This window comes from Chitinimonas sp. (assembly GCF_036568685.1).
Taxonomy (GTDB): domain Bacteria; phylum Pseudomonadota; class Gammaproteobacteria; order Burkholderiales; family Chitinimonadaceae; genus Chitinimonas.
Map to the genome: position 1 here is coordinate 1 of NZ_DATCSC010000034.1, position 25,164 is coordinate 25,164.

Here is a 25,164-nt window from a genome sequence, read left to right on the forward strand (position 1 = left end):
CTGCGCTCGGCGCCATCGCCACGGTCGGTAATGCCGTAGCCGCCAGAGATTTCGCCGCCGGCGTAGTCGCGGCGGGTAATGAAGTTGATCACGCCACCGATGGCGTCGGCACCGTAGATCGCGGAGGCGCCGTCCTTCAGCACTTCAACGCGCTCGATCGCACCGATGGGGATGGTGTTCAGGTCGGTGAACTGGCCATCAAAGCCATAGTTGGCCAGGCGGCGGCCGTTCAGCAGAACCACGGTCTGGTCACCGGCGAGGCCGCGGAAGCCAGCGGTGGCGGTGCCCGAGGTATTGGGGCTGTTCGAGGTCAGGTCGGCGTTGTAGCTCGACATGTAGGACAGCGAACGCAGCAGCTCGTTGGTCGAGGTGATGCCCTTCTGCTGGATTTCTTCCTTCTTGATCACGGCGACAGGCAGCGGGCCTTCGGCATTGATGCGCTTGATGTTACTGCCGGTGATCGAAATCTTTTCAACCGCTTCGTCTGCGGCGTGAGCGAAGCCGACGGCGGCGAAGCCGATCAGGCTGATGGCGTAAGCGATACGCTTGACTTGCATTGAATACTCCCGAGTAGTCATTTCATGGCAAACCCGGCGGGGTAGCCGAGTTTCCAAGCTCGGGTGGGATCACCACCCGCACCAGATTGGTGCGTGCACCAATCAGGAGGCGGGCGATGCTAATCAAGCGGCAACAAATCCACAAAAATATGTAAAAAAAGATGTCCCTGAAACATTCTTGTGTTGGTGTTGAACAACAAAAACGCCACCCCCTCAGAAAGGGAGTGGCGTCTAGTCAGGGTTTTCCCGAGGCGTGCTTAAACGCCGCGGAGCAGGTCGTTGATGCTGGTCTTGGCGCGGGTCTTGGCATCCACTTTCTTGACAATCACGGCGCAGTAGAGGCTGTACTTGCCGTCGGCGCTGGGCAGGTTGCCGCTGACCACGACCGAGCCGGCCGGTACGCGGCCGTAGGTCACTTCACCGGTTTCGCGGTCATAGATCTTGGTACTCTGGCCGATGTACACGCCCATGGAGATCACAGAGCCTTCTTCTACGATCACGCCTTCTACGATCTCGGAGCGGGCGCCGATAAAGCAGTTGTCCTCGATGATGGTGGGGCTGGCCTGCAGGGGTTCCAGTACGCCGCCGATGCCCACGCCGCCGCTCAGGTGCACGTTCTTGCCGATCTGGGCGCAGGAGCCCACGGTGGCCCAGGTGTCGACCATGGTGCCTTCGTCCACGTAGGCGCCGATGTTCACGTAGGAGGGCATCAGCACTACGTTCTTGCCGATAAAGCTGCCACGGCGGGCCATGGCGGGCGGTACCACGCGGAAGCCGCCGGCGCGGAAGTCGGCCTCGGTGTAGCCGGCGAACTTGCTGTCGACCTTGTCGAAGAAGTGGGTTTCGCCACCATTCATCAGTTTGTTGTCATTGGCGCGGAAAGACAGCAGCACGGCCTTCTTGGCCCACTCATTGACGACCCACTGTCCATCGCGCTTCTCGGCGACGCGCAGGGTGCCGCGGTCCAATTCCATGATGACCTGGTCAACGGCAGCGCGCAGCTCAGGCGAGATATTGTTGGGGCTGATCTCGGCGCGGTTCTCGAAGGCGATCTCGATAATGGATTGCAGGGGGTGTTGGCTCATGTCTGGACTTCCTTCTGAATGGTGACGAGGTCGAAATATCTGCTAAATGATTGAGTAAAAATCTGTATCAGGCTTGCGGCAGGGCTGCCGGGTGGGCAATGCGGCCGTCACCATAGCTGCGCAGTACCTGGGAAATGATCACCTGGTAGCCGGACAGCCATTCGCCATAACGGCGCTTGGCTTCAATATGGCGCGGGTCAGCCATCAATTCCTTCAGGCCATTTTCGCTGGCCCAGTAGTACACATTGGCGATGCGGCCGGTCTTGGGGTCCTCCCAGGCTTCCTCGCCCAGGTAGCCGGTGCTCTGCCGCGCCGCTTCGGCGATCTGCCGATCGAGGGCGTGGAAGGCCTCGTCGAACTGACGGGTGTCGAAGATAAACGTGGCGGAGTACACGGCGGGGCCTTTATCGAGACGCAAATTCAGCGAGTCTGCGCGCGCCCTCTACGCAATCGGCCAGTGGTGCGACAAGGGCGATGCGGATGCGGCCTGCGCCGGCGTTCACGCCGTGTGCCTCACGCGCCAGATAGCTGCCTGGCAGCACAGTCACGTGGCATTGCTCGAAGACGGTACGTACAAAAGCCGCGTCGTCGTTGCCAAAGCGTTCCGGCACGCGGGCCCAGAGATAAAACGCGGCATCGGGCCATTCGGCTGACAAGGGAGCGGCCAAAAGCGGTACCACGGCTTCGAACTTGGCCCGGTATTCTGCCCGGTTGGTCTCCACATGCGCCTCGTCCCGCCAGGCGGCGGTGCTGGCGGCCTGCACCGTGGCCGACATCGCCGAGCCGTGATAGGTGCGATAAAGCAGGAAGCCCGCCAGGATGTCGGCGTCGCCAGCGACAAAGCCGGAGCGCAGGCCAGGGGCGTTGGAACGCTTGGAGAGGCTGGAGAACACCACCAGCCGGCTATAGTCCCGCCCGAGCTTGTTGGCGGCCTCAAGGCCACCCAGCGGGGGCTGTTCGAACCAGATTTCCGAATAGCACTCGTCACTGGCAATCACGAAACCGTATCGATCGGAGAGCGCAAACAGCCGGCGCCAATCCTCCAGCGACACGACCGCGCCGGTGGGGTTGCCTGGTGAGCAGACAAAAACGATCTGGGTGCGCTGCCAGATGGTTTCCGGCACGCTGTCCCAGTCGGGCTGGAAGCGTCGTTCGGCCAGACAGTTCAGGTAGTAGGGCGTCGCGCCCGCCAAGAGGGTTGCCCCTTCATAGATTTGGTAGAAGGGGTTGGGCGATATCACCACCGGTGGCTCTTTGCCGCTGGCGTCCACTACCGCCTGCACAAAGCTGAACAGCGCCTCACGGCTGCCGTTGACCGGCAGCACCTCGCGGTTGGGATCGGGCCGGGCAATGCCGTAGCGGCTGGCCAGCCAGTCGGCAATGGCACCGCGCAGCTCTGCCGAGCCCAAGGTGGCTGGGTATTGGGCCAGACCGCCGAAGTTGGCGGTTAAGGCATCCTTAATGAGTTGTGGGGTAGGGTGCTTGGGTTCCCCGATGGATAGATCGATATGCCGCAGGCCGGCATCCGGTTTGGCATCAGCCAAAAGGCCCTTGAGGCGCTGGAATGGATACGGCTGCAGTCGGTCTAGCAGGGGATTCACGGTGGTCGGCCTGTTCATGGGGCGTGCCTGGCACGCGCAATGGCGGGAAAGCCCACAAGTATAAGTCAGAGCACCGGCCTGCCGTGTTTCGCTTTTGAAACAAACCTGCGCCCGGTCCGGCCCGGCGCTACACTACGCGCCTTTAGCCGCTTCCGCGCTCGAACGTCTACTGGAGTACATGACGCATGATGTCCAAGCTGCCCCGCTTTTCGCTCGCCTGTCTGCTCTCGCTCGCCCTCATGGCACCAGCGATGGCCGATACCCCACCTGCTGCCCCGGCCGCACCGCTGCAGTCCGATGCCCCACTGCCGGGCGACACCCCGGCTGCCGCGCTACCTATCAGCAAACCCAGGCACGCAAGTGCGTCGAGCAGCCGTAAAGGCAGCAAGTCTGCCAAGACGGGCAAGTCTGGCAAGGTCGCCAAGGGCGGCGGCAAGTCGGGCAAAAAGGTGGCTGCCGGCAAATCCAGTGGTGGCAAGAAAAAATCTGCGTCGACCCTAAAGAAGCGCAAGAAGTAGCCGATAGCAGGAGCGTGGCCACCTGTAATGGTCGCTTTTGTAATGCAGTCGGTTTTATGCCCTTAGGGCGAAAGGCATTCCATGGATATCTCCAGCATGGCAAGCGCAATCTCGGATCAGGCTGCGGCCAAGACCCAGGCGAGCGCCGCTATTCTTACGCTGCGGAAGGCCATGGACATCCAGGCCCAGAATGCCGCGACCCTGCTTGAGGCGCTGCCCACGCCGCCAAGCAATCCGGCCCATCTGGGAAATTCGGTCGACGTCCGGGCCTGATCCCCTCGGTCATCCACCTGGGCCCTGTAAGCCCGCTAGACAACGCCGCGAGCCCCCCGCGGCGTTTTTTATTGGCCGGGCCGAAGAGGTCTTCAGTTTGCATAGGGCTGGCAGGTCAGCGCAGGCGCCCGGGATACCCGTGCGCTATGTATTTGTGAGGCCTGAAGCGGGGCCCTTCCCTGATTGAATTCCCACCCCTCCGCCCCGCCCGCTGGCGGGGAACCTCGCTGCGCTCGATAGAGCATCAGGCCCTTTGCGAATCCGAAGGGGTGGCGGCCATCGTGCTAGAATCGCCGCGCTTTTTCTCCTGAATTCCACGCGCCCGTGACCACGCTCGACGACGTATTCTCTGAAAATGGCCTGTTCAGCCAGGCCATACCCGGCTATCGGCCCCGCCCGCAGCAGGTGGAGATGGCGCAGGCTGTCGAGCAGGCCATCCGCGCCAAGAAGCCCCTGATCGCCGAGGCCGGTACCGGTACCGGCAAGACCTACGCCTACCTTGTCCCCGCGCTGCTCTCGGGCGGCAAGGTCATCGTCTCCACCGGTACCAAGACGCTGCAGGACCAGCTCTTTCACCGCGACCTGCCCAAGGTGCGGTCCGCGCTCAAGGTACCGGTCACCATTGCCCTGCTCAAGGGCCGCGCCAACTACGTCTGTACCTACCATTTGCAGCGCGCGCTGGCCGATGGCCGCTTTGCCCGCAAGGAGGATGTGGTCCACCTGCAGGCCATCGCCCGCTTTGCCGCGGCCAGCAAGGATGGCGACAAGTCCGGCTGCAATGCCGTACCCGAGTCGTCCCCAGCCTGGCAGCATGCGGTCTCGACCCGCGACAATTGCCTGGGCTCGGATTGCCCGAACTATCAGGACTGCTTTGTCATGCAGGCGCGGCGCAACGCGCTCGACGCCGATGTGGTGGTGGTCAACCACCATCTCTTTTTTGCCGACGTCTGGCTCAAGGACGAAGGTGCCGGTGAGCTGCTGCCCCGCTGCAACACCGTGATCTTCGACGAAGCGCACCAGTTACCCGAAGTGGCCAGCCTGTTCTTTGGCGAGACGGTGGCTTCGGGCTCGCTCCTGGAGCTGGCGCGCGACAGCCGGGCCGAGGCGCTGGCAGCGGCCAAGGACTTCGTCCACCTGCCGGCTGCCGCCCTGGCGCTTGATAAGTCGACGCGCGACCTGCGGTTGGTGTTCGGCCAGGAAAACCTGCGCGCGCCGCAGTACCAATTGGCCGAGAACCTCGAATTCCACGCTGCGCTCAAGGATCTGGAGGAGAAGCTCGTTGCCCTGGTGGATCTGTTGATCGATCAGGCCGAGCGCTCCGAAGGCTTGGAGAACTGCCGTCGCCGGGCTGCCGAGCAATTGGGCGTGCTGCGCAACTGGCGCGCCAGCAGCGGCGGTACGGAGGACTCTCCGGTTACGCCACCGCCGCCAGGTAGCGAGGCGGCCAAGAAGCTCGCCAATGCGGCCGAGGCGGTGTATTGGCTGGAGGTTGGTCCGCATGGCTTTCAGCTCAATATCACCCCGCTTGATATCGCCCGCCTGTTCAATCGCCAGATGAACGAAGAGCGTGCCTGGATCTTCACCAGCGCCACCCTGGCCATGAATGGCAACTTCAAACACTACGCCCACGAGCTGGGCCTGTGGGATGCCGAACAGGCAGCCTGGGAGTCGCCGTTCAACTATAAGCAGCAGGCGCTGCTCTATGTGCCGCAGGGCCTGCCGGACCCGAACAGCCGCGACTACACCGCTGCGGTGGTCGACGCTGCGCTGCCCTTGCTCAAGCTCTCGGAAGGGCATGCCTTCCTGCTGTTCACCAGCCTGCGCGCCATGCGCGAAGCCCATGATCTGCTCAATGCCCGGCTACCCGCTCTGGGTTTGAAGTACCCGCTGCTATTGCAAGGGGAGGGCACCCGCACCGAACTGCTCGAGCGCTTTCGTACCCAGCCCAATGCCATCCTGGTGGCCAGCCAGACCTTCTGGGAGGGGATCGATGTGAAGGGCGAACAGCTCAGGCTGGTGGTGATCGACAAGCTGCCGTTTGCCTCGCCGGACGACCCGGTACTGGCGGCGCGTATCGACAAGATCAACAAGTCTGGCCGCAATGCCTTTATTGAATACCAGCTGCCGCGCGCCGCCATCACACTCAAGCAGGGCGCCGGCCGGCTGATCCGCGACGAGCACGACCAGGGCGTGCTGATGATCTGCGATCCGCGGCTGGTAGATAAGCCCTACGGCAAACAGATCTGGAAGGCCTTGCCGCCCATGCTGCGTACCCGTGAGCAGAGCGTGGTCGAGCGCTTCTTTGCCCGGATGAAGACGCAAGCGAGCGCGTAGCCCGCTTAATTTAGATAGTGCAGTACCACCAGAATCAGGGAGATGTGCGTGGCGCGTAAGCGAGCCCAAAAGAAGAAGACCTCCGTGCTTGGCCGCCTGTTCGCCATGCTGTTCCTGTTGGCGCTCCTGGCTGCCGGCGCTGCCGCGGCCTACATCTGGCACTATGCCAGCAGCCCCTTGCCGCTGGAAAACGCCCCGCGCGACTTTGTGTTGGAGCGTGGCACCACCATGCGTATGGCGGCCAACCAGCTGGCTGCCGAAGGCTTGGTGACCGAGCCCTGGCTGCTGGTACAACTTGCGCGGGCCACGGGCGCTGCCAGCCGGATCAAGGCCGGCAGCTATGAGATCAGCCAGCCCGTCACCCCTTTGCAGCTCTTGGCCAAGCTCAGCGATGGCGACGTGACCAGTGCCACCATCACCCTGGTGGAAGGCTGGAACTGGCGCCAGGTCAAGGCTGCCTTGGCACGCAATGGCGATCTGCGGCACGACACTGCAGCAATGGACGATGCCGCGCTGCTGGCCGCTATCGGCGCGCAAGTGTCCAGTCCCGAAGGCCTGTTCTTCCCCGATACCTATCACTTTGCCAAGCAAAGCTCGGATCTGCAGGTGCTCAAGCGCGCCTACGAGGCCATGCAAAAGCAGCTGACTACCGCCTGGGAGGCAAGGGCGGCCAATCTGCAGCTCAAGAACCCCTACGAGCTTCTGACCCTGGCCTCCATCATCGAAAAAGAGACCGGTGCCGCCAAAGATAGGCCCATGATCTCTTCGGTCTTCCATAACCGGCTGGCCATCGGCATGCGTCTGCAGACTGACCCCACGGTGATCTATGGTCTGGGCGAGAGCTTCGACGGCAATCTCAAGCGCGTCCACCTTGAGACTGACACGCCTTACAACAGCTACACCCGAGCCGGCCTGCCGCCTACGCCTATCGCCATGCCGGGCATGGCCTCCTTGTTGGCGGCTACCAATCCGGCCCAGTCCAAGGCCTTGTATTTCGTGGCCAAAGGCGATGGTTCCTCGTATTTCTCTGCAAGCCTGACCGAGCACAATCAGGCTGTGCGCCGTTACCAGCTAGGTGGCCGTTGACGTTAAGGCCGGCCGCTCGCTAACCTGCGGTCCCATAGATCGTGTGGTCGCCAGGCTGGCACGATGATCTATTCATTTGGCATAATCCGCCCCCAACTCATCGGCCCGTAGGGCCTGGAAGCTGTTTTCATGTCGCTTACGCCCCCCGGACGCTTTATCTCGCTTGAAGGCCTGGATGGCGCCGGCAAAAGCACGCACCTTGCCTGGCTGACGGGCCAGTTGGCTGCGCGCGGCATAGATCATCTGGTAACCCGGGAGCCCGGTGGTACGCCGCTGGGGGAGAAGCTGCGCGAGCTCTTGCTGCACGAAGCCATGCACCTGGAGACTGAGGCGCTGCTGATGTTCGCTGTACGCCGCGAGCACCTGGCGCAGGTGATCGAGCCGGCACTGGCGCAGGGACGTTGGGTGATCTGCGACCGCTTTACCGATGCAACCTACGCTTACCAGGTCGGTGGCCGTGGTCTGGACCTGACCAAATTCGCCGCGTTGGAGCAATGGGTGCAGGGCCGCGAAGGTGGCTTGCTGCAACCCGATCTGACGCTGCTGTTCGACGTGCCGCTGGAAGTCAGCCGCGCCCGCCTTGCCGGTGCCCGTGAGCTGGACCGCTTCGAGCGCGAGCAGGATGCCTTCTTTGAGCGGGTCCGTGCCGCCTACCACGCACGGGCACAGGCCTCGGGTGGTCGGCTGCGGGTATTGGATGCCAGCCAGTCGGTGGCGCAGGTGCAGGCAGACCTGGCCGCGGTATTGGCCGAGCTGGGAGTGGCCTGATGCTCTACCCTTGGCAACAGGCCGAATGGCAAGGGCTGCTGGCACAGGGTGAGCGTTTGCCGCACGCCTTGCTGCTGACCGGCGAGCCCGGCATCGGCAAGCTCGCCTTTGGCCGCCACCTGGCCAAGTCGCTGCTGTGCGAGACCGCCCAGGGCAGCAAGCCCTGCGAGCTTTGCGACGCCTGCCGCTGGTTCGAGGCCGGCAATCACCCCGACTTTCGCGAGCTGGCACCGGCCACCGAGGAAGAGGGTGAGGAAGACGGCAAGGCCAAGAAAAAGGCCTCGGCCTGGATCTCGGTCGACCAAGTGCGGGAATTGAACGACTTTGTACACCTGAGCGCGCACCGCGCCGGTCGCCGCGTCACCCTGATCCAGCCGGCCGAGGCGCTCAATTTGGCCTCTGCCAACGCCTTGCTCAAGACCTTGGAAGAGCCGCCTGCCGGTGCCATGTTCATTCTGGTCAGCCATCAATGGCGGCGCCTCTTGCCCACCATACGTAGCCGCTGTCGTCGCCTTGTACTGCCCGTGCCCGCCCGCAACGAGGCGCTGGCCTGGCTGGCTGCGCAAGGTTTGGATGATGCAGAATCCCATTTGGCCGAAGCCGGCGGAGCCCCGCTGGCGGCCATGGAGCGAGCCGATGCCAACGTGCTGGCTGCTCGGCGCTCCTTTTTGAGCGAGTTGGCCGAGCCCCGTAAGCTCGACCCCTTGGCCCTGGCCGAGCGCCTGGATAAGCAAAAGGTAGAGGTTGCCCGCGTCACCGACTGGTTGGCGCGCTGGCTGCATGATCTGGCGCGCTTGGGGCTGGCACAGTCTGTCCGCTATTATCCGGACGAAACCGGCCGCCTGACGCCCTTGGCGCAAGGTCTGGACCCGATCCGGCTGATGCGCTACCACGATACCGTGCTGGAGGCGAAGAAGTTCTCCAGCCACCCGCTCAATGCACGGCTCGTCTACGAGCAGCTATTGTTCGGTTACCAGCAGGCCGTCAGAGCCGTGAACAAAGGATAACAACCCGATATGTCCGAAGCGCCGAAACCCGCCGCACCAGCAGCCCCCCGTACCGGCGGTGTGCTGTCTCTGAGCATCAAGGAAAAGGCCGGTCTGTTTGCTGCCTACATGCCTTTTGTGAAGGGCGGCGGCATCTTTATTCCTACCGCCAAGGCCTACAACATCGGCGACGAAGTCTTCATGCTACTGCAGCTGATGGAAGACCCGGCGCGGATCGCCGTATCCGGCAAGGTGGCCTGGATCACCCCGGCTGGCGCGCACGGCAACCGTACTCAGGGGGTGGGTGTGCAGTTTTCCGAGAATGAGGCGGGCCAGCAGGCTCGGGCAAAGATAGAGGGGCTGTTGGGCGGTGCCCTGCAGTCCAATCGCACTACCCACACCATGTGATACCCTTTGCAACAGCGCACCTGACAGAGGCCCGGCACCGACCGGGCCTTTTCTTGGAGCGGACATATAAGAGCTTGTTTATGCGCCGCTCGTGGCAGCGTTGATGCGCAAGCCAGGTGGCCAGGCTCAAAAAAACAGGGTGCAACATGACGGACAACAGAGTGCGGCGCTGGGCGCTGCGTTTCATGCTGGGTCTTTTGGGCCTCTGCCTCATGGCGGTGCTGGGCCTATGGCTGTTTCTGCGTGGCAGCCTTGCAACACTGGATGGTGACGTGGCTGGGCAGGGCCTGCATGCCGAGGTGATCGTCAATCGTGATGCGCTCGGCGTCCCCACCGTAGCAGGGCAGGATCGTGATGACCTGGCCTACGCCACGGGTTACCTGCACGCCCAGGACCGTTTTTTTCAGATGGACCTGATGCGCCGAGTGGCGGCCGGTGAGCTGGCCGAACTGATCGGCCCGGCCGCACTGGATATCGATAGATCGCACCGTTTCCACCGCTTCAGGGCTCGTGCCGAGGCTGCGTTGGCTGCGCTTTCAGCCCAGGACAGGCAACTGCTGGACCGCTATACGGCCGGCGTGAACGATGGTCTGGCTGCGTTGCGGTCCCGCCCGTTCGAGTATGGCCTGCTGCGTCTCCAGCCGCGCGCCTGGCAACCTGCCGATACCCCGCTGGTGGTGTGGGCCATGTATTTCGAGTTGCAGGGCAATCTGGAGCGACGTGAACTGGCCCGCGGCTGGCTCAAGGCGCATAGCACGCCCGAACAGCTGGCCTTCCTGCTGCCGGAAAGCACCCTGCACGACGCACCGCTTGATGTGCTGACGCTCAACCTGCCGTTGGCGCCTGCCAGCGCGCCGGACTGGTTTGCCCGGCCCAGCAAGCCCAGCGCAGCCTCGCAGCCTTTCCGTAGCAGTGTGGGTAGCAACAACTGGGCGGTGGCCGGCAGCCGCAGTGAACATGGTGTTGCCATTGTTGCCAACGACATGCATCTGGGCATCCGCCTGCCGCACATCTGGTACCGCGCTGTGCTGCAGTACCCGGACGGGCAGGGCGGTCAGCGCCAGGTGGCCGGTGTGACCCTGCCTGGCGCGCCGCTGGTAGTGGCCGGCAGCAACGGCCATGTGGCCTGGGGCTTTACCAACAGCTACGGCGACTATCTGGATCTGGTGGAGCTGCAGCGCGACCCGGCCAACCCCTTGCGCTTCAAGCTGCCGGGGGGCTGGGAGACGGTGCGCCCACGCGTCGAATCCTTGCTGGTCAAGGGCCAGGCGAGCGAGACGCTGACCGTGCTGGAAAGCTCCTTGGGGCCGATCCGTGAACTGGGTGGCCGTTACTACGCGGTGCACTGGGTGGCGCACGAACCCGGCGCGGTCAACCTGGCCCTGCGTGGCATGGAAGCGGCCACTGATCTGGCGCAGGCGCAGGCGGTGGCCAACCGTGCCGGCATGCCGGCACAGAATATGACTGCCGGCGATAGTGCCGGTCATATAGGTTGGACCATAGCGGGCCCGTTGCCGGCGCGGGATGCCGAGTTCGCGGCCAGCTTTCCCTACCCGGCCGAAGCAAGCCAGCTTGGCTGGCAGGGTCTGCGTGCACCGGCCGACTATCCGCGCGTCAACGATCCGGCTGCGGGCCAGCTCTGGACTGCCAACAACCGCCAGTTGGCCGGTGCCGACTACCGCAAGATAGGCGATGGTGGTGCCGACATCGGCGCCCGCGCCCAGCAGGTCCGCGACGATCTGAGCGCCTTGGGCAAGACTACCGAGCAAGGGGTTTATGGCGTGGGCCTGGATGACCGCGCACTCTTTCTGGAGCCCTGGCGCGAGCGCGCCCTCAAGGTGTTGACCGATAGTGCCGTCGCCACCCGGCCGCAGCGGGCCGAGTTCCGCCGTCTCTTGATCGAGGGCTGGAGCGGACGCGCCAGTGTGGATTCGGTTGGTTACCGTTTGACCCGTGGTTTTATGCATGCGCTCTACGATGAGCTCTTTGCCGCAGCGGATGAGCAGATGGCGGCTGAATTCGAGGGAGCCGACTACGCCCTCGCCAATCCACGCTGGAGTGCGGTGGCAGCGCGACTGGTAGACGAGCGCCCCAAGGGTTGGCTGAGCGAGGGCCGCAGCTGGCAGGCATTGCAGCTGGCAGCCATCGATCGGGTAATCGGTGAGCTGACCCAGGGTGGCAGGCAGTTGGCGGAGGCGCGTTGGGGCGCCCGCAACACGGCCGCTATCAGCCATCCCTTCGCCCGCTTCATGCCGGCGCTCAAGTCCTGGTTATCGGCTCCGGCGGATGAACTGCCCGGTGATGAGGACATGCCGCGCGTGGCCGCGCCGAACTTTGGTCAGTCCGAGCGCATGGTGGTAGCGCCCGGCAAGGAGGCGCTGGGCATCTTCAATATGCCGGGCGGGCAGAGCGGTCACCCGCTCAGCGCCTATTTCCTGGCTGGTCATGAGGCCTGGGTGCGCGGAGATCCGACCCCCTTCCTGCCTGGGCCGGCTGAGCACACACTGCGCATCGTTCCCGCCAGGTAGTGCGGCCAGATGCGAACGCGATAAACTTAGCGGGGTACAGGCAGGCCTGCACCTCCATTCTTCCGTAGCGCCCCGAACAAGATGTTTATCGATTCCCACTGCCATATCGACTTTCCCGAGCTTGCCGAACGTGCTGACGAGCTGATGTCTGCCATGCGCGATAACCAGGTCAGCCATGCTTTGTGCGTGTCGGTCAACCTGCCGCACTGGCCCAACGTCATCGCCATGGCCGAGCGCTATCCGCATGTCTATGCCTCGGTCGGAGTGCATCCGGACTATGAGGACGAGATCGAGCCGACCGTCGAGCAACTGGTTGAGCTGGCGCAGCATCCCAAAGTGATCGCCATCGGCGAGACCGGCCTCGACTATTATCGTCTGCAGGGCGATCTGGAGTGGCAGCGCGAGCGCTTTCGGGTGCATATTCGTGCCGCACGGGCGACCGGTAAACCGCTGATCATCCATACCCGTAGCGCCTCGGAAGATACCTTGCGCATCATGGCCGAGGAAAAGGCCAGCGAGGCCAGCGGTGTGATGCACTGCTTTACCGAATCGCAAGCCGTGGCCGACGCCGCCATTGCGCAGAATTTTTATATCTCCTTCTCCGGCATCGTTACCTTCAAGAAGGCCGAAGAGCTGAAGGAGGTGGCCCGTACCATCCCGCTGGAACGCATGTTGATCGAGACCGATTCGCCCTATCTGGCGCCGGTGCCTTTCCGCGGCAAGCAGAACCACCCGGCACTGGTGCGGCACGTGGCCGAGCATATCGCCGATTTGCGCGGCATCTCTGTGGCCGAAGTCGCGGCCGCCACCACGGCCAACTTCGCCCGCCTGTTCAAGCTGGAAGGAAAGCTCGCGTGAGCACCGAACTCCTGATCCTGGGTTGTGGTTCCAGCGCCGGTACGCCAGCCATAGGCTGTACTTGCCCGACCTGCAGCTCGGACGACCCGCGCAACCGGCGTACCCGCGCCTCCAGCGTGGTCACCACCCAGGGTTTGAGTTTTCTGATCGATACCGGCCCCGACCTGCGCACCCAGGCGCTACGTGAGAAGCTGGTCAAGGTCGATGCGGTGCTCTACACGCACCAGCATGCCGATCATATGAACGGCATCGATGACCTGCGCGCCTTCTGCTACGTGAACAAGGCGCCACTGCCGGTGTTCGGTAGCGACTACACCATGGCCGACATCCATGCGCGTTTCCACTACACGACCTTGCCGCCCGGTCCCTGGTGGGAGCTGCCGTCCTTGCAGACCACACCGGTACATGCCGCCTTCTGCCATCGAGGGATTGAGATCACCCCCATTCCGCTGCTACATGGCCGTTGGCCGGTCTACGGCTACCGCATCGGCAAGGTTGCCTATCTGACCGATGTGTCCGAGATCCCCGAGTCCAGCTACGCCTTGCTGGACGGGCTGGATCTTTTGCTGCTCGACTGCCTGCGCGAGCAGCCGCATCACACCCACTTTGGGGTCGAGCAGTCGCTGGCCGCCGCCAAACGCATTGGTGCCAAGCGGACCGTGCTGATCCATATGACCCATGAGCTCGAATACCACGCGCTCTCTGCCCGTATGCCGGCTGGCATCGAGGTCGGTTACGACGGCATGCGGCTGACGGTGGAGTAAGGCCGGCATGCCCGGTCCGCGCGAGGAAGGCCTGGCCGACGTATTGGCCGCCGCGCGGGCCTGTACGGTCTGTGCGGCCCATCTGCCGCTCGGTCCACGACCGGTCGTGCGCATGGCGGCGTCGGCCCGCCTCCTGATCATAGGCCAGGCGCCTGGCACCAAGGTGCACGAGACCGGCATCCCCTGGAACGATGCCAGTGGCCGACATCTGCGGCAGTGGCTGCAGATGGAGGACGCCGTCTTCTACGACGAGCGCCGGGTTGCCATCATGCCCATGGGCTTTTGCTACCCCGGTGTGCAGCCACGTGGCGGCGACAAGCCGCCACGCAAGGAGTGCGCCCCGCTCTGGCATCAGCGCCTGCTGCTGCAGCTGCCGGATGTGCGGCTGGTGTTGCTGGTAGGGCAGTACGCCCAGCGTCACTACCTGATGGATGCACCGCCCACCATGACCGAGACCGTGCGTGGCTTCGAGCGTTATCTGCCGCGTTTTTTCCCCCTGCCTCACCCAAGCTGGCGCAGCACGCTCTGGCTGCGCCAACACCCCTGGTTCGCCAGCGAGGTACTGCCGCGGCTGCACGAAGCGGTGGCAGCTGCTATGGCGGAGGATGGTACATAGCTGCCGAGGCGATGTGCTGCACTGCACAATCCGCTAGAATGGCGATGAATATAATCAACGAGGTGGTGCATGAACGACGACAAACGTGTTCCCCGCATCGTCATCGTCGGCGGCGGGGCCGGCGGCCTGGAACTGGCAACCCGATTGGGTGACCGGCTGGGCAGGCGTAAAAAGGCTGAGGTCGTGTTGGTGGATAGCCAGCGGACCCATATCTGGAAGCCGCTCCTGCACCAATTGGCCGCCGGTAGCTACGACAGCCACGCCGAGGAGATCGAATACCTCGCCCAGGCCCGCTGGCACCATTTCCACTTCCGCCAGGGCCGCCTGACCGGCCTCGATAGAGCCCAGCGCGAGGTATTGATCGCGCCGCTGCTTGATGCTGCCGGCCGCGAAATCATCCCCGCCCAGCGCCTCGCCTACGACTACCTCGTACTGTCCATCGGCAGCCATACCAATGACTTTGGCACGCCGGGCGTGGCCGAACATGCCATCTGCCTCGACAGCCCCGCCGCTGCGCGGCATTTCCATGAACGCCTGATCGACGCCTGTCTGCGTGCCCACAACCTGCCGCAGGAGGCCGGCCGTGGCCGCATGACCGTGGCCATCATCGGTGCCGGTGCGACCGGGGTGGAGCTGGCGGCCGAGCTGCATGCCACCGCCCAGGTGCTGATGAGTTTTGGGCTGGATCATGTAGACCCGGAACGTGACCTCAAGATTGTGCTGGTGGAAGCCAGCCAGCGCATCCTGGCGGCCTTGCCTGAACGCCTCTCGGTGGCGGCCGCGTCCGAGCTGCGCAAGCTGTCGGTCGAGATCCACAGCAATGAGCGGGTGGTGGAGGTGAGCGAGCAGGGCGTGCGCATGGCCAGCGGCGCCTTCGTGCCCAGCACGCTCACGGTCTGGGCGGCCGGCATCAAGGCGGCGGACCTGCTGCAGGACCTCGATGGCCTGGAGAGCAACCGTATCAATCAGTTGGTGGTCGAGCCCACGCTGCAAACCACGCGCGATGAGCGCATCTTTGCCTTTGGCGACTGCGCCGCCTGCCCCAATGGCCACGGCGGTTGGGTGCCGGCGCGGGCCCAGGCGGCCCACCAGCAAGCCGACCTGTTGCGCCGTAATATCGAGCGGGCCATCGCCGGCAAGTCACTGCAGCCCTTCAGCTTCCAGGACCACGGCTCCCTGGTCTCGCTGGCCAACTACTCCTCGGTCGGCTCCTTGATGGGCAGTCTGGCCCGGGGCAGCCTGTTTGTGGAAGGGCAACTGGCCAAGCTCATGTACTGGGGCCTGCATAAGCAGCACCAACTGGCGCTGTCGGGCTGGATGCGCACCATCCTGATCACCTTGTCGGAATGGTTGGACAAGGTCCACAGACCTAAGATCAAGCTGCATTAGCGCGGCGGCGGGGCAGGGCCGCACGGGCTGGCCCAGCCCCAGCCACAGGGAATTTCAGGCGCCATTGCAGCTTGCCGGGGTAAATGCCTGATTTCCTTGCCATGTCTTGCCGTTCAAGGCTAGAATGCCCGGCTTTCCACCCTTGCCTGACCGTTACCGCATGACGGCAGGCTGATTAATCCGCAAGGAGATCACATGCGACACTACGAAATCGTGTTCATCGTGCATCCCGATCAAAGCGAGCAAGTGCCCGCCATGATCGAGCGCTACAAGACGATGATTACCAACGACGGCGGCAAGATCCATCGCCTCGAAGACTGGGGCCGTCGCCAGATGGCTTACCCGATCCAGAAGATGCACAAGGCACACTACGTGCTGATGAACATCGAGATCGGTCAAGGCACCCTGGACGAACTCGAGCACGCCTTCAAGTTCAACGACGCCGTGCTGCGCCACCTCACCCTGAAGACCGAGCGCGCCATCACCGAGCCGTCGCCGATGATGAAGGAAGAGAAGTCCAAGTCGCTGTCCACGGCTCCTGAAGCCAAGGAAGCGGCTGCAGCCTGATTAGGCTCGTGGCTTGAGCGCGCGCAACCAGGTCGTGGCAAACGGCCAGGTACTTGAGCTCCAGCCCCTGCGTTACACCCCGGCCGGCATTCCGGCAGTCGAATTCAGGCTGATGCATGAATCGACCCAGACGGAAGCCGGGTCCGACCGCAAGGTGCAGTGCGAAATGCCCTGTATCTGCCTGGGTGATAAGGCAAAGGCGCTGGCGAGCTTGGCGGAGGGCACAGAGATCCTGATCAAGGGTTTCTTGGCCGGACGAAGCCAACGCTACAAGCACAACCTGGTTTTGCACATTACCGACTGGAAGCGCGTCTGAGCACGGCTCCCACAGTTTTCTGAATTCAAGAGGTCATCATGTCCCGTCATCTGTTCAAGCGTCGCAAGTTTTGCCGCTTCACCGCCGAAGGCATCAAGGAAGTTGATTACAAAGACGTCAACTTGCTGAAGGATTTCATCAACGAGAACGGCAAGATCATCCCGGCTCGTATCACCGGTACCAAGGCCCGTTACCAGCGTCAGCTGTCCGACGCCATCAAGCGCGCTCGTTTCCTGGCGCTGATGCCTTACACCGACAAGCACTAAGCCGGAGCTGCCAACATGCAAATCATTCTGCTGGAAAAAGTCGCTAACCTCGGCACCCTGGGCGATATCGTCAAGGTCAAGGATGGCTACGCCCGTAACTTCCTGATCCCGCAAGGCAAGGCCAAGCGCGCTACCGAAGCCAACCTGAAGGCCTTCGAAGCCCGCCGCGCCGATCTGGAAAAGCAACAGGCCGAGATCCTGGTTGCTGCCCAGGCCCGCGCCGAGAAGCTGGCCGACTTCACCGTTACCGTCGCCCAGAAGGCTGGCGTTGACGGCCGTCTGTTCGGCTCCGTCACCAACCACGACATCGCCGAAGCCGTTACCGCTGCTGGCGTGCCCGTGGCCAAGATGGAAGTTCGTCTGCCGGAAGGTCCGTTCAAGGCCATCGGCGAGTACGAAGTTGCCCTGGCGCTGCACCACGACGTGGTCGTGAACGTGAAGGTTGTCGTCGTCGGCGCCTAAGCCACTGCGTCTGCCTGACAAGAGGGGTCCTGGTTCGCCAGGACCCCTTTTTGTTTTGTGTTGTCTATCGGATGTGCCGTACATGCTCCATAATTCCGCAGGCATAGGCTGCAGGCCGTCTTGACGCCCTTTGGGGGGTGATCCCTGCTTGTACGGACAGTTTGTCAACAGCTTTACCCAGCACTTACATGAGCAACCCGCTGACCAATCCGACCGATATCGCCCGCGAGACCCTCAGGCAACTGGCTTTGCGGCGCATCGTGCCGACGCCCGAGCACTACGAGGAGATCTACTGCGAGATCTCGGGTGGCAAGCCCCGTGCGCGAGGGAACGGCAACGGCAATGGGCCGCACCCGCTCGTGGCTGAGATGGTTGGCGTACTCAAGCATTTTCCCAAGCAGACACCCGAGCTGCAGCGCGACATTGTGCTGCTGGAGAAGGCGGCCAACAAGGCTGAATGGGGCAATATCCCGCCTATCCTCTTGCAGGCGGTGGAGTCCCAGAACGGCCAGGCGTCGCTGACGCGCGCATGGTCCGAGCTGATCCGCGAACTGATCACCCAGTGGGATCTGCGCAGCCCGCACTTCAGCCATACACGCAAGCAGGAGTCGCTGGCCAAGGTCCTGCTCAACTTCGGCAACTATCCCTCGCTCCTGAACGAAAAGCTGGCTGCCCTGGTGCGCAGCTGGGCCGAAGGTTCGGGGGTAAGTGGCGACATCGACGTGATCGAGACCGTGGATGCCGCCGATGCCGCCGCCGAGGCGGCACCGCAGGCCGCCCAGGTGGCCGCCGCGGTCCCGACCCAGGGTGGCAGCGTGGGGGACTGGCAGCAGTGGCGCGAGTTGCTGGCTGCCACGTTGCGCATCGGCCTGGCCGAACGCTTGCCGGACCATCCCGACCTTGCCGAGGAAGCCACCAGCCTGGCCCTCGCCGCCGACAGCGTGTCCAGCGAGCAGGGGCTCAACTTCCTGGCGCAGCGGCTCAAGAAATTCTGGATCCAGCTCGAGCTCAAGAGCGAGCGCGAGGGCCGCATCGTCAATGGCCTCGTCAATCTCCTGATGCTGTTGAGCGACAACCTCGTGGCCCTGTCGGGCGAGGACAGCTGGGTGCAAGGCCAGCTTGCGGTGGTGCGCGACATCCTCTCCAAGCCGCTCAGCATGAGCCGGCTCTATGACGCCGAAGTCGGCTTCAAGGAGGTGGTCTACAAGCAGGGCATGCTGCACCATAGCCTGGAAGAGACCCAGCAGACGCTCAAGGGCATGATCTCGCTGTTTATCGACCGGCTGGGCAGCATGACCGACACCACCACCGGCTACCATGACAAGATCACCGCCTACGCCCAGCGCATCGAAGGTTCGCAAAACATCGTCGACCTCAAGCATCTCCTGGACGAGCTGATGCAGGACACCCGCACCATGCAGCTCGACATGGCCCGTTCGCGCGAGGAGTTGGTCGTGGCCCGCTCCGCGGCCGAGGAAGCCGACAGCAAGGTCAAGCAGTTGGAGGCCGAGCTGCGCGAAGTCAGCGAAAAGGTGCGCGAGGACCAACTGACCGGCGCGCTCAACCGGCGCGGTTTTGAGGAGGCCTTCTCCACCGAGATCGCCCGCGTGGCCCGTAGCGGCAAGCCGCTATGCCTGGCGCTGCTCGATATCGACAACTTCAAGAAGCTCAACGACCAGCGGGGCCACCAGGCGGGCGACGACGCGCTAGTGCACCTTGTGACCGTGGTCAAGGATGTGCTCAGGCCCACCGATGTGGTGGCCCGCTACGGCGGCGAGGAGTTCGTGGTGCTGATGCCGGAGACGGTGCTGAGCGAATCAGCCAATATCATGCGGCGGGTACAGCGGGAGCTGACACGGCGCTTCTTCCTGCACAACAACGAACGGGTGTTGATCACCTTCTCGGCTGGTGTGACCCGTTATATCCAGGGTGAGCACCAGGAAGCGGCGACCGAGCGTGCCGACCAGGCCATGTACGAGGCCAAGAAGTCCGGCAAGAACCAGGTGATCGTGGCGGAGCCGCAGTAAGACATACCCGAGCAGATAGCAAAGGCCGCTTCATGCGGCCTTTGTCGTTCCTAAATCAGGCCGCCTTCAAAGTCGTGCTGCCGCCACGCTTCGAACACCGTGACCGCAACCGCATTGGAGAGGTTGAGGCTGCGGTTGTCCGGCCGCATGGGCAGCTTGATGCGGCGATCCGGCGCAAAGCTGTCGCGCAGCTCGGGCGGCAAGCCGGCCGATTCACGCCCGAACAGGAAGGCATCGCCCGGCTGGTAGGCAATCCGGTCGTAGCGCGTTGAGCCCCGAGTGGTCATGGCAAAGATACGCCGGCCGGCGAAATGGGCTGCGCAGGCTGCCCAGTCTTCGTGTACCTGCATCTTGGCGTACTCGTGGTAATCAAGGCCAGCGCGACGCATCTTGGCGTCGTCGAGCGGGAAGCCCAGCGGCTTGACCAGATGCAGCTCGCAACCGGCATTGGCGCAAAGGCGGATCACATTGCCGGTATTGGGGGGAATTTCTGGCTGGAACAGGATAACGGCGAACATGGTGCGGGCAACTCGGCAGGGGGCGGCCGCTCGCGGCCGCCGTAAGGCAAAACGCTATTTTAGGGCAGCAGCGGGCCTCACGCTTCCCGTTGTGCATCCGGCAAGCCATCGTGCCCGGCCAGTGACCGTTCGGGTACATCCGTCCAGTGCAGCGCGCCGATCTCGGCATTGCGCTTGGGGTGCAGGGGGTAGTGGATCCGATTGTCCGCGCGGTTGGTGTCGCCTACCACCAGCAGGCGCACTGGGGTATCGGTATTGTTGATGAAGCTATGGGCCAGCCCATCGCCGGGTTTGAAGCCCACGCCGTCACCCGGTTGCAGCCGGTACAGCGTACCATCCAGCCAGACATCGGGCGTACCCTCGATCACGTAGACGAATTCCTCCTCGGTGCTTTCTGCGTGCGGCCAGGAGGTGCGCCTGCCGGGGGGCAGCAGCTCATGGTGTATGCCCAGGCGCTTGAAGCCGAAGGTCCGGCCAAACGGTGAGCCTATGGACATCAGTTCGGCGCTGCCAGGGTAGTGGCTATCGTCGGCTTCCTGGATATCCTGGTAGTGGCGTATGCAATCGGGGCGTGTCATCGGGTCTTGCTCCTCTTCTAGATAGTACGGGCCAGTATCCAGCAATCCACGCGGCTTGCACCGGCCGCTTTGAGGGTCTTGGCCAGCTCGTGCAGGCTGGCGCCGCTGGTCATCACGTCGTCGACCAGCGCAATATGCTGGCCGGTTACGTCGCCTGCCGCCTGGAAGACACCGCGTATGGCCTTGTGTCGCTCCTCTAGCGGCAGGCTGGCTTGTGGCGGGGTAAGGCGGGTGCGGACAACGTTGTTCTGCAGCAAGGGCAGGTCCAGTGCGCTGGCCAACTGCTTGGCAAGTTCGTACGACTGGTTGAAGCCACGTTCGCGCAGCCGGTCCGGGTGCAGCGGCATGGCCAACAAGGCTTGTGGCCGATCGGCTTGCCGGGCCTGCGCCAGCAGGCCATCGGCCAGGCTGGATGTCAGACCGAGCTGGCCTGCGTATTTGTAGGCAGGAATCAAGCGGTCCAGCGGCCATTGGTACCACCAGGCCGCCACGGTATGGTCGAAGGCCGGTGCCTGCTTGAGGCAGGCGCCGCAATGCAGGCCCTGCGGCGTGGGGATGGCGCAGACAGGGCAACGTGGTGCGGTGGCCCAAGGCAATTCCGCTGCGCAGCCTTGGCATACGCTGGCCTCGCCGCTGTCGGCCAGGCACAGCACGCAGCTTTGTGGCAACAGGGCGCCGGCGAGACGAGTGAACAGTTTGGCGGGTTTGCGCTGCTTGAGCATGCCATGGCTTGAGTAGTTTGCTCTGCGCCGATACTACCTTGTGCAACCGCGGCAACGGTATGCTGCCTGCTACCGGCCGTTGCCGGTGCCGCAGCCACACAACGAGTCCAAACCATGATCGCAGCCATTTTGCTTGCAGCCGGCAGTGCTACGCGCTTTGGCAGCGACAAGCGCCAGGCGTTGACCCACGAAGGAGAAAGCCTGCTGGCTACCGTCTTGCAGTGCTACGCCATGGTCTTTCCGAAGCTGGCGGTGGTGGTAGGGCCGGATGACGATTTCGGCCTTGCCCAGTGTGCCCGCTTTGGCGTTCATGCCTTGGTGAACCCGTCCGCCCGGCAAGGCTTGGGCAGCTCAGTCGCCTGTGGCATACGCTGGGCCCAGGCGCAGGACCTGGTGGGCGTGGTGATGGGATTGGCGGATATGCCCTTTGTACGGCCCGACACGCTGGCTGCCGTTGCCGATAGGTTGACCACCGCGGCGCGGTTGGTCATGCCGGTCTATCAGGGGCGACCTGGCCACCCGCGCGGCATTCCGTGCACCGCCTTTGCGGCGCTCGCCACGCTTGGCGGCGAGCGTGGCGCAGCGGCCGTGCTGGATTGGTCCCAGGCGCTGCAACTGTCTTGTGACGACGCCGGCTGCGTACTCGACATCGACACCCCGGCCATGCTGGCCGAGGCGCAGGCCAGCCGCTCCGCCTGAGACCAGCGCTCAGACGATGGTATCCACTACCCCGCCATCCACCCGCAAGGCGGCACCGGTGGTTGCCGAAGCCTGCTTGGAGCAGACGTAGACGATCATATTGGCTACTTCGTCCACGCTGGCTGCGCGCTGGATGATGGAGGTGGGGCGGTGGGCCTTGACGAAATCGGCCCCGACCTCGGCCAGCGACTTGCCCGTCCGCTTGATCTCCTCCTGCAATAGCTCTGCCACACCGTCGGAAAGGGTGGGGCCTGGCAACACAGCATTGACCGTCACGCCGGTGCCGGCCAGCCGCTTGGCCAAGCCGCGCGAGACTGCCAATTGCGCGGTCTTGCTGAAGCCGTAGTGGATCATGTCGACCGGGATGTTGACGCCAGACTCTGAAGAGAGAAAGACGATGCGCCCCCAGCCCTGCTTGGCCATGCCCTGGGCATAGGCGCGCGAGAGGCGGACACCGGACATCACGTTGGTGTCGAAGAAGCGCTGCCATTCGCTGTCAGGCGTCTCGAAAAAATCCTGCAGGGCAAAGATGCCCATATTGTTGACCAGGATGTCGACTGACGGATATTGGGCAAGCAGGGCATCGCAGCCTGCGGCGGTGGCCAGGTCGCCGACATAGCCCAGGATGGTGCTGCCGGGTACTTCGGCGCGCAGCTGCTCGATGGCCGTGCTGACCTTGTCCGTGTTACGACCGTTAAGGACGACGCGCGCGCCGGCCTTGGCGAGGCCTCGGGCGGTGGCAAAGCCGATGCCGGCGGTAGAACCGGTGACGAGCGCGGTCTTGTCTGAGAGATCGATCTGCATGCTTGGGCTCCTGCTGTTATGGAAGTATGGCAGTCGCTTTTGCGGATGCGACCGGTCCGACCACCTTGGAGCGAGACCGGACGTTATCGTTCTACTGAAGATAGGGCTGCTTTAACAGCCCAGATAGGGTTTATCGGTGCAACCCAGATCGGGGCTGCCATGGCCGCCCGGATCGGGGTTGGCAGAACGGACCAGATAGGGGTTGTTGCGACAACCCTGATCGGGGGTTGCCAGCGTCAGTCGGCGCTGTTAGCTGCCGGTACGGTGCGAGGAAAGAGGAGGGTGAAGCGGGTCCGCCCATCCTGGCTGCTGACCGCATAGCGGCCGTGGTGCAACTGCATGATGCTGCGCACGATGGAGAGCCCCAATCCGCTCGACTGGGTCGAATCGCTGCGGGCTGCGTCAACACGATAGAAGCGATCGAACAAGCGCTCCAGGTGTTCCGCCGGGATGGTGGAACCGGTGTTCTCTACCGCCAGCCAGGTGCCGGTGTCGTCCTGGCCGGTCTGCAGGGCTATGGTGCTGTCTGCGTCGGCATGGCGGACTGCATTGGCCAGCAGGTTGCCAAGCGCTCGCCGCAGCAGGATGGGATCGGCCAGCACCTGGCCCTTGGCGCTGACTTCGATGCGCAGGCCGCGCTCTTCTGCCGGGCCTTCAAAGTAGTCGGCAAGGCGCTGCAGCTCGGTTGCCAGCTGTACCTCCTGCAGCTCCAGCATGGTCTGGGCGTGTTCGGTACGGGCCAGGAACAGCATATTGTCGGCCATGCGCATCAGCCGCTCGAACTCCTCCACATTGGAGGCGAGCAACAGCTCGTACTCTTCCACACTGCGTTTGCGCGCCAGCGTCACCTGGGTCTGGCCCAGCAGATTGTTGATGGGAGTGCGCAGGTCGTGCGCGAGGTCGGCCGAGACCTGCTTGAGCTGGGCAAAGCCTTCGGCCAGCCGGCCCAGCATATTGTTGAGGGCCAGGACCAGCGGCATCAGCTCGCTGGGGGCATGCTGGCTATCCAGGCGTTCACCGAGGTTGGTCACATTGATCGCATCGGCTTGGCGGGCAAGCTGGTGCAGCGGCACCAGGCCACGGCGTACCAACAGGTAGCCCAGCCCGGCCAACAGCAGGGCCCCCAGCAGTGCTACCGCCCAGATGCGCTGCTGGTAGAGCTGCAGCATGGCGGTGCGCTCGTACATATGACGCGCCGAGATGATCTCCAGCACCTGGCTTGAGTCACTGGTGTGGGCCAGTGCCGAGACGGCACTGACCGGTACGCCGTTGTCCTGGTAATGCCGCACATGGTTCAGGTTGATGGCCTGGTCTACCGGCACCGGTTGCAGATCGGCATAGGGGTGGTGGGCCGGGTTGACTTCGATCAGCGGTGCCTGGCCGGGATAGCGCAGCAGCAGGCTGGCTTCACGGTTGTTCATCATATTGGCGAAGATCTGCGGCTTCTCGCGGATCAGCGCCATGGCATCGCCATCCTTGAGCAGGGTACGCAGCTGGTCGATGCGGGCGATCAGCGCAATGTCATCCCGCCGCGCCAGCTGGCCGGCCAACATCTGGTACAGCGTGGTACCGATGACGGCGATCACGGCGAACGACAGCACGGCGAACAGCAGCGCCAGTCGTTTCGTCAGCGAGTAGCGGCCGCTGCCGGCTGGTGAGACAGACCTCACGACTCGACCTCGCAACGGTAGCCTATGCCGCGTACGCTGTGGATCAAGCGGGACTCGAAGGGCTCGTCCACCTTGGCGCGCAAGCGGCGGATGGCCACGTCCACCACATTGGTATCGCTGTCGAAATTCATGTCCCAGACCTGGGAGGCGATCTGCGCGCGGGATAGCGCCTCACCCTCGTGGGCGACCAGCAGGTGCAGCAGGGCGAACTCCTTGCTGGTGAGCTGGATGCGCACGCCGGCGCGGGTCACCTTGTGCTTGAGTACATCGATCTGCAGGTCGGCCAGTTGCAGCAGTTCCTTCTCGCGCGGCGGGCCGCGCCGTAGCAGGGTGCGGATGCGCGCCAGCAATTCGGCAAAGGAGAAGGGCTTGACGAGGTAGTCGTCGGCGCCGAGGTCCAGGCCCTTGATGCGGTCGGCAAGGTCGTCACGCGCGGTCAGAAAGAGCACGGGCGTGGAGAGCTTGCGGCGCAGCTCGGTCAGTACCTGCCAGCCGTCCAGACCCGGCATCATCACATCCAGGATGATCAGGTCGTAGTGCTGCTCGGAAGCCAGGTGCAGGCCGTCATGGCCATTGCGTGCCAGGTCGGGTACATACCCGGATTCCTTCAATCCCTTGTAGAGATAGTCGCCGGTCTTGGGCTCGTCTTCCACGATCAGGATGCGCACTGCTCAACTCCCAGGGGCCTTTGAATCAACTTGTAGACGGCGTGCCACGGCTGCTGCTGCGGTCACGCTCAGTGCAAGCATGACCGCGGACCCATC

At 63.5% G+C, this 25,164-nt stretch carries 28 protein-coding genes; 18 read left to right on the forward strand and 10 right to left on the reverse strand.

All coding sequences use genetic code 11. The features are described 5' to 3' along the window. From VIM95_RS05390 to dapC, 4 genes are all read right to left on the reverse strand, one after another. A partial coding sequence (locus tag VIM95_RS05390) for a TonB-dependent receptor plug domain-containing protein (protein ID WP_331983805.1) occupies positions 1 to 557 on the reverse strand: 557 nt, incomplete at its 3' end. Positions 558 to 814: 257 nt separating this feature from the next. Further along, entirely contained in the window at positions 815 to 1,642 is an 828-nt protein-coding gene (gene dapD / locus VIM95_RS05395; RefSeq protein ID WP_331983807.1) for a 2,3,4,5-tetrahydropyridine-2,6-dicarboxylate N-succinyltransferase, read from the reverse strand. 67 nt (positions 1,643 to 1,709) lie between these two features. After that, on the reverse strand, positions 1,710 to 2,036 hold the full coding sequence (locus VIM95_RS05400; RefSeq protein WP_331983809.1) for an antibiotic biosynthesis monooxygenase: 327 nt from the start codon (positions 2,034 to 2,036) through the stop codon (positions 1,710 to 1,712). 10 nt (positions 2,037 to 2,046) lie between these two features. After that, positions 2,047 to 3,261 carry a succinyldiaminopimelate transaminase gene (dapC, locus tag VIM95_RS05405; protein WP_414648481.1) on the reverse strand — a complete coding sequence of 405 codons (1,215 nt, stop codon included), beginning with the start codon at positions 3,259 to 3,261 and terminating at the stop codon, positions 2,047 to 2,049. Between the two features lie 167 nt (positions 3,262 to 3,428). Here dapC and VIM95_RS05410 point away from each other — a divergent pair, with 167 nt between their 5' ends. The 17 genes from VIM95_RS05410 (at position 3,429) to VIM95_RS05490 (ending at position 19,409) form a co-directional block, all read left to right on the forward strand. Beyond that, positions 3,429 to 3,761 (forward strand): hypothetical protein, encoded by a 333-nt coding sequence (locus tag VIM95_RS05410; RefSeq protein ID WP_331983811.1) that lies wholly within the window; start codon positions 3,429 to 3,431, stop codon positions 3,759 to 3,761. A gap of 81 nt (positions 3,762 to 3,842) precedes the next feature. After that, positions 3,843 to 4,034: a YjfB family protein gene (locus VIM95_RS05415; RefSeq protein ID WP_331983813.1), complete on the forward strand. Its 192-nt coding sequence runs from the start codon at positions 3,843 to 3,845 to the stop codon at positions 4,032 to 4,034. 324 nt (positions 4,035 to 4,358) lie between these two features. After that, positions 4,359 to 6,368, forward strand: coding sequence for an ATP-dependent DNA helicase (locus VIM95_RS05420; RefSeq protein WP_331983815.1), 2,010 nt, complete (start codon positions 4,359 to 4,361; stop codon positions 6,366 to 6,368). A gap of 48 nt (positions 6,369 to 6,416) precedes the next feature. Continuing rightward, positions 6,417 to 7,454: an endolytic transglycosylase MltG gene (gene mltG, locus VIM95_RS05425; protein WP_331983817.1), complete on the forward strand. Its 1,038-nt coding sequence runs from the start codon at positions 6,417 to 6,419 to the stop codon at positions 7,452 to 7,454. 129 nt (positions 7,455 to 7,583) lie between these two features. Further along, complete coding sequence (gene tmk / locus VIM95_RS05430; RefSeq protein ID WP_331983819.1) at positions 7,584 to 8,222, forward strand: dTMP kinase; 639 nt, start codon at positions 7,584 to 7,586, stop codon at positions 8,220 to 8,222. After that, a complete protein-coding gene (gene holB / locus VIM95_RS05435) occupies positions 8,222 to 9,229 on the forward strand; it encodes a DNA polymerase III subunit delta' (protein WP_331983821.1) in 1,008 nt (335 codons plus the stop codon). Before tmk ends, holB begins: the two co-directional genes overlap by 1 nt. A 9-nt stretch (positions 9,230 to 9,238) precedes the next feature. Continuing rightward, positions 9,239 to 9,616: a PilZ domain-containing protein gene (locus VIM95_RS05440; protein ID WP_331983823.1), complete on the forward strand. Its 378-nt coding sequence runs from the start codon at positions 9,239 to 9,241 to the stop codon at positions 9,614 to 9,616. Between the two features lie 146 nt (positions 9,617 to 9,762). Beyond that, the gene (locus VIM95_RS05445; protein ID WP_331983825.1) at positions 9,763 to 12,144 is read left to right on the forward strand and encodes a penicillin acylase family protein; all 2,382 of its coding nucleotides are present in this window, start codon (positions 9,763 to 9,765) and stop codon (positions 12,142 to 12,144) included. 81 nt (positions 12,145 to 12,225) lie between these two features. Further along, complete coding sequence (locus VIM95_RS05450) at positions 12,226 to 13,002, forward strand: TatD family hydrolase (RefSeq protein ID WP_331983827.1); 777 nt, start codon at positions 12,226 to 12,228, stop codon at positions 13,000 to 13,002. Next, positions 12,999 to 13,766, forward strand: coding sequence for an MBL fold metallo-hydrolase (locus tag VIM95_RS05455; protein ID WP_331983829.1), 768 nt, complete (start codon positions 12,999 to 13,001; stop codon positions 13,764 to 13,766). Before VIM95_RS05450 ends, VIM95_RS05455 begins: the two co-directional genes overlap by 4 nt. Positions 13,767 to 13,773: 7 nt before the next feature. Continuing rightward, positions 13,774 to 14,382 carry a uracil-DNA glycosylase family protein gene (locus VIM95_RS05460; protein ID WP_331983831.1) on the forward strand — a complete coding sequence of 203 codons (609 nt, stop codon included), beginning with the start codon at positions 13,774 to 13,776 and terminating at the stop codon, positions 14,380 to 14,382. 69 nt (positions 14,383 to 14,451) lie between these two features. Beyond that, entirely contained in the window at positions 14,452 to 15,771 is a 1,320-nt protein-coding gene (locus VIM95_RS05465) for an NAD(P)/FAD-dependent oxidoreductase (RefSeq protein WP_331983833.1), read from the forward strand. 195 nt (positions 15,772 to 15,966) lie between these two features. After that, positions 15,967 to 16,338, forward strand: a complete 372-nt coding sequence (gene rpsF / locus VIM95_RS05470) for a 30S ribosomal protein S6 (RefSeq protein WP_331983835.1) — start codon at positions 15,967 to 15,969, stop codon at positions 16,336 to 16,338. 13 nt (positions 16,339 to 16,351) lie between these two features. Then, a complete protein-coding gene (gene priB, locus VIM95_RS05475) occupies positions 16,352 to 16,654 on the forward strand; it encodes a primosomal replication protein N (protein WP_331983837.1) in 303 nt (100 codons plus the stop codon). Between the two features lie 38 nt (positions 16,655 to 16,692). Then, on the forward strand, positions 16,693 to 16,920 hold the full coding sequence (rpsR, locus tag VIM95_RS05480) for a 30S ribosomal protein S18 (protein WP_284196645.1): 228 nt from the start codon (positions 16,693 to 16,695) through the stop codon (positions 16,918 to 16,920). 15 nt (positions 16,921 to 16,935) lie between these two features. Then, entirely contained in the window at positions 16,936 to 17,382 is a 447-nt protein-coding gene (gene rplI / locus VIM95_RS05485) for a 50S ribosomal protein L9 (RefSeq protein ID WP_331983842.1), read from the forward strand. A gap of 188 nt (positions 17,383 to 17,570) precedes the next feature. Continuing rightward, entirely contained in the window at positions 17,571 to 19,409 is a 1,839-nt protein-coding gene (locus VIM95_RS05490) for a diguanylate cyclase (protein ID WP_331983844.1), read from the forward strand. Positions 19,410 to 19,459: 50 nt separating this feature from the next. Here the strand turns inward: VIM95_RS05490 and VIM95_RS05495 are convergent, their stop codons facing one another. The 3 genes from VIM95_RS05495 to VIM95_RS05505 form a co-directional block, all read right to left on the reverse strand. After that, positions 19,460 to 19,927 carry a tRNA (cytidine(34)-2'-O)-methyltransferase gene (locus VIM95_RS05495; RefSeq protein WP_331983846.1) on the reverse strand — a complete coding sequence of 156 codons (468 nt, stop codon included), beginning with the start codon at positions 19,925 to 19,927 and terminating at the stop codon, positions 19,460 to 19,462. A 77-nt stretch (positions 19,928 to 20,004) separates the two neighbouring features. Beyond that, the gene (locus VIM95_RS05500) at positions 20,005 to 20,505 is read right to left on the reverse strand and encodes a cupin domain-containing protein (RefSeq protein WP_331983848.1); all 501 of its coding nucleotides are present in this window, start codon (positions 20,503 to 20,505) and stop codon (positions 20,005 to 20,007) included. A gap of 17 nt (positions 20,506 to 20,522) precedes the next feature. Further along, entirely contained in the window at positions 20,523 to 21,227 is a 705-nt protein-coding gene (locus tag VIM95_RS05505) for a ComF family protein (protein ID WP_331983850.1), read from the reverse strand. Positions 21,228 to 21,341: 114 nt separating this feature from the next. Between VIM95_RS05505 and VIM95_RS05510 the strand changes: the two genes are divergently transcribed. Next, positions 21,342 to 21,926 carry a nucleotidyltransferase family protein gene (locus VIM95_RS05510; protein WP_331983852.1) on the forward strand — a complete coding sequence of 195 codons (585 nt, stop codon included), beginning with the start codon at positions 21,342 to 21,344 and terminating at the stop codon, positions 21,924 to 21,926. A gap of 9 nt (positions 21,927 to 21,935) precedes the next feature. Here VIM95_RS05510 and VIM95_RS05515 read toward each other — a convergent pair whose 3' ends face one another. The 3 genes from VIM95_RS05515 to VIM95_RS05525 form a co-directional block, all read right to left on the reverse strand. Then, positions 21,936 to 22,730, reverse strand: coding sequence for an SDR family NAD(P)-dependent oxidoreductase (locus tag VIM95_RS05515; protein WP_331983854.1), 795 nt, complete (start codon positions 22,728 to 22,730; stop codon positions 21,936 to 21,938). Positions 22,731 to 22,966: 236 nt separating this feature from the next. After that, entirely contained in the window at positions 22,967 to 24,400 is a 1,434-nt protein-coding gene (locus tag VIM95_RS05520) for a heavy metal sensor histidine kinase (protein WP_331983856.1), read from the reverse strand. After that, positions 24,397 to 25,068 carry a heavy metal response regulator transcription factor gene (locus tag VIM95_RS05525; RefSeq protein ID WP_331983858.1) on the reverse strand — a complete coding sequence of 224 codons (672 nt, stop codon included), beginning with the start codon at positions 25,066 to 25,068 and terminating at the stop codon, positions 24,397 to 24,399. The genes VIM95_RS05520 and VIM95_RS05525 overlap by 4 nt, the downstream gene beginning before the upstream one ends. Between the last annotated feature and the right edge of the window lie 96 nt (positions 25,069 to 25,164).

What these genes read in the sequence shown, in the direction of transcription:
- dapD (WP_331983807.1), bottom strand. Translation starts at nt 1,642, where the DNA reads ATGAGCCAACACCCCCTGCAATCCATTATCGAGATCGCCTTCGAGAAC.
- dapC (WP_414648481.1), bottom strand. Translation starts at nt 3,261, where the DNA reads ATGAACAGGCCGACCACCGTGAATCCCCTGCTAGACCGACTGCAGCCG.
- VIM95_RS05410 (WP_331983811.1), top strand. Translation starts at nt 3,429, where the DNA reads ATGATGTCCAAGCTGCCCCGCTTTTCGCTCGCCTGTCTGCTCTCGCTC.
- VIM95_RS05415 (WP_331983813.1), top strand. Translation starts at nt 3,843, where the DNA reads ATGGATATCTCCAGCATGGCAAGCGCAATCTCGGATCAGGCTGCGGCC.
- tmk (WP_331983819.1), top strand. Translation starts at nt 7,584, where the DNA reads ATGTCGCTTACGCCCCCCGGACGCTTTATCTCGCTTGAAGGCCTGGAT.
- holB (WP_331983821.1), top strand. Translation starts at nt 8,222, where the DNA reads ATGCTCTACCCTTGGCAACAGGCCGAATGGCAAGGGCTGCTGGCACAG.
- VIM95_RS05440 (WP_331983823.1), top strand. Translation starts at nt 9,239, where the DNA reads ATGTCCGAAGCGCCGAAACCCGCCGCACCAGCAGCCCCCCGTACCGGC.
- VIM95_RS05445 (WP_331983825.1), top strand. Translation starts at nt 9,763, where the DNA reads ATGACGGACAACAGAGTGCGGCGCTGGGCGCTGCGTTTCATGCTGGGT.
- VIM95_RS05450 (WP_331983827.1), top strand. Translation starts at nt 12,226, where the DNA reads ATGTTTATCGATTCCCACTGCCATATCGACTTTCCCGAGCTTGCCGAA.
- VIM95_RS05460 (WP_331983831.1), top strand. Translation starts at nt 13,774, where the DNA reads ATGCCCGGTCCGCGCGAGGAAGGCCTGGCCGACGTATTGGCCGCCGCG.
- VIM95_RS05465 (WP_331983833.1), top strand. Translation starts at nt 14,452, where the DNA reads ATGAACGACGACAAACGTGTTCCCCGCATCGTCATCGTCGGCGGCGGG.
- rpsF (WP_331983835.1), top strand. Translation starts at nt 15,967, where the DNA reads ATGCGACACTACGAAATCGTGTTCATCGTGCATCCCGATCAAAGCGAG.
- rpsR (WP_284196645.1), top strand. Translation starts at nt 16,693, where the DNA reads ATGTCCCGTCATCTGTTCAAGCGTCGCAAGTTTTGCCGCTTCACCGCC.
- rplI (WP_331983842.1), top strand. Translation starts at nt 16,936, where the DNA reads ATGCAAATCATTCTGCTGGAAAAAGTCGCTAACCTCGGCACCCTGGGC.
- VIM95_RS05490 (WP_331983844.1), top strand. Translation starts at nt 17,571, where the DNA reads ATGAGCAACCCGCTGACCAATCCGACCGATATCGCCCGCGAGACCCTC.
- VIM95_RS05495 (WP_331983846.1), bottom strand. Translation starts at nt 19,927, where the DNA reads ATGTTCGCCGTTATCCTGTTCCAGCCAGAAATTCCCCCCAATACCGGC.
- VIM95_RS05500 (WP_331983848.1), bottom strand. Translation starts at nt 20,505, where the DNA reads ATGACACGCCCCGATTGCATACGCCACTACCAGGATATCCAGGAAGCC.
- VIM95_RS05505 (WP_331983850.1), bottom strand. Translation starts at nt 21,227, where the DNA reads ATGCTCAAGCAGCGCAAACCCGCCAAACTGTTCACTCGTCTCGCCGGC.
- VIM95_RS05510 (WP_331983852.1), top strand. Translation starts at nt 21,342, where the DNA reads ATGATCGCAGCCATTTTGCTTGCAGCCGGCAGTGCTACGCGCTTTGGC.
- VIM95_RS05515 (WP_331983854.1), bottom strand. Translation starts at nt 22,730, where the DNA reads ATGCAGATCGATCTCTCAGACAAGACCGCGCTCGTCACCGGTTCTACC.